The sequence below is a fragment of the Luteimonas aquatica genome, from assembly GCF_022662575.1.
Taxonomy (GTDB): Bacteria; Pseudomonadota; Gammaproteobacteria; order Xanthomonadales; family Xanthomonadaceae; genus Luteimonas; species Luteimonas aquatica.
In genome coordinates this window covers 1-1,072 of record NZ_JALBFU010000036.1, presented here as the reverse complement: position 1 = coordinate 1,072, position 1,072 = coordinate 1, and the positions used below count along the sequence as shown (strand labels likewise).

The window sequence follows — 1,072 nt, the reverse complement described above, 5'->3', positions numbered from 1 at the left end:
GGTGACGTTGATGGTGTAGGTCGCGCTGGCGCCCACGGCCAGGCCCGCCGGCGTGGTGCAAGTCACGGTCTGGCCCGTGGCCGAGCAACCGGCGCCCACCGAATTGATGGTCAGCGACGCATCGACGTTGTCCACGCTCACCGCATCGGCGGTCGTCGGACCGGTGCCGTTGTTGGTCACGGTGATGGTGTACGTCGCCGCCACGCCCACCGTCATCGGGTTCGGCGCCACGGTCTTGGTCGTGGTCAGTGCCACGCCGGTGTTGACCGGGGTCGGCGGCGTGCTGGTGTCGCAGCCCTCGCCCGTCGCCGTGGTGCAGTCCGGATCTCCGCCACCGCTGGTATTGACGGTGTTGACGATACCCGTGCTGTTGGCAGCGGTCGGGGTGACATTGATCGTGTAGGTCGCGCTCGCGCCCGCGGCCAAGCCGGCCGGCGTGGTGCAGGTGACCGTCTGGCCGCTCTGCGCGCAACCTGCGCCCACCGAGTTGATGGTCAGCGAAGCATCGACATTATCGACGCTCACCACATCGGCATTGGTCGGACCCGTACCGTTGTTGGTGACCGTGATCGTATAGGTCGCGGCCACACCCACCGTCATCGGGTTCGGGCTGACCGTCTTGCTGGTGGTCAGGTCCACGCCGGAGTTCACCGGCACCGGCGGGGTCGTGGCATCGCAGCCTTCGCCGCCTGCCGTCGTACAGGCCGGATCGCCGCCGCCGCTGGTGTTCACGGTGTTGACGATGCCCGTGCTGTTCGCAGCGGTCGGGGTGACGTTGATGGTGTAGGTCGCGCTGGCGCCCACGGCCAGGCCCGCCGGCGTGGTGCAAGTCACGGTCTGGCCCGTGGCCGAGCAACCGGCGCCCACCGAATTGATGGTCAGCGACGCATCGACGTTGTCCACGCTCACCGCATCGGCGGTCGTCGGACCGGTGCCGTTGTTGGTCACGGTGATGGTGTACGTCGCCGCCACGCCCACCGTCATCGGGTTCGGCGCCACGGTCTTGGTCGTGGTCAGTGCCACGCCGGTGTTGACCGGGGTCGGCGGCGTGCTGGTGTCGCAGCCCTCGCCC

At 68.7% G+C, this 1,072-nt stretch carries 1 protein-coding gene; it reads right to left on the bottom strand.

What is annotated here, in order from left to right; genetic code table 11:
• On the bottom strand, positions 1 to 1,072 hold a 1,072-nt coding region (locus tag MD221_RS17395), incomplete at both ends, for a COG1361 family protein (RefSeq protein ID WP_242113420.1).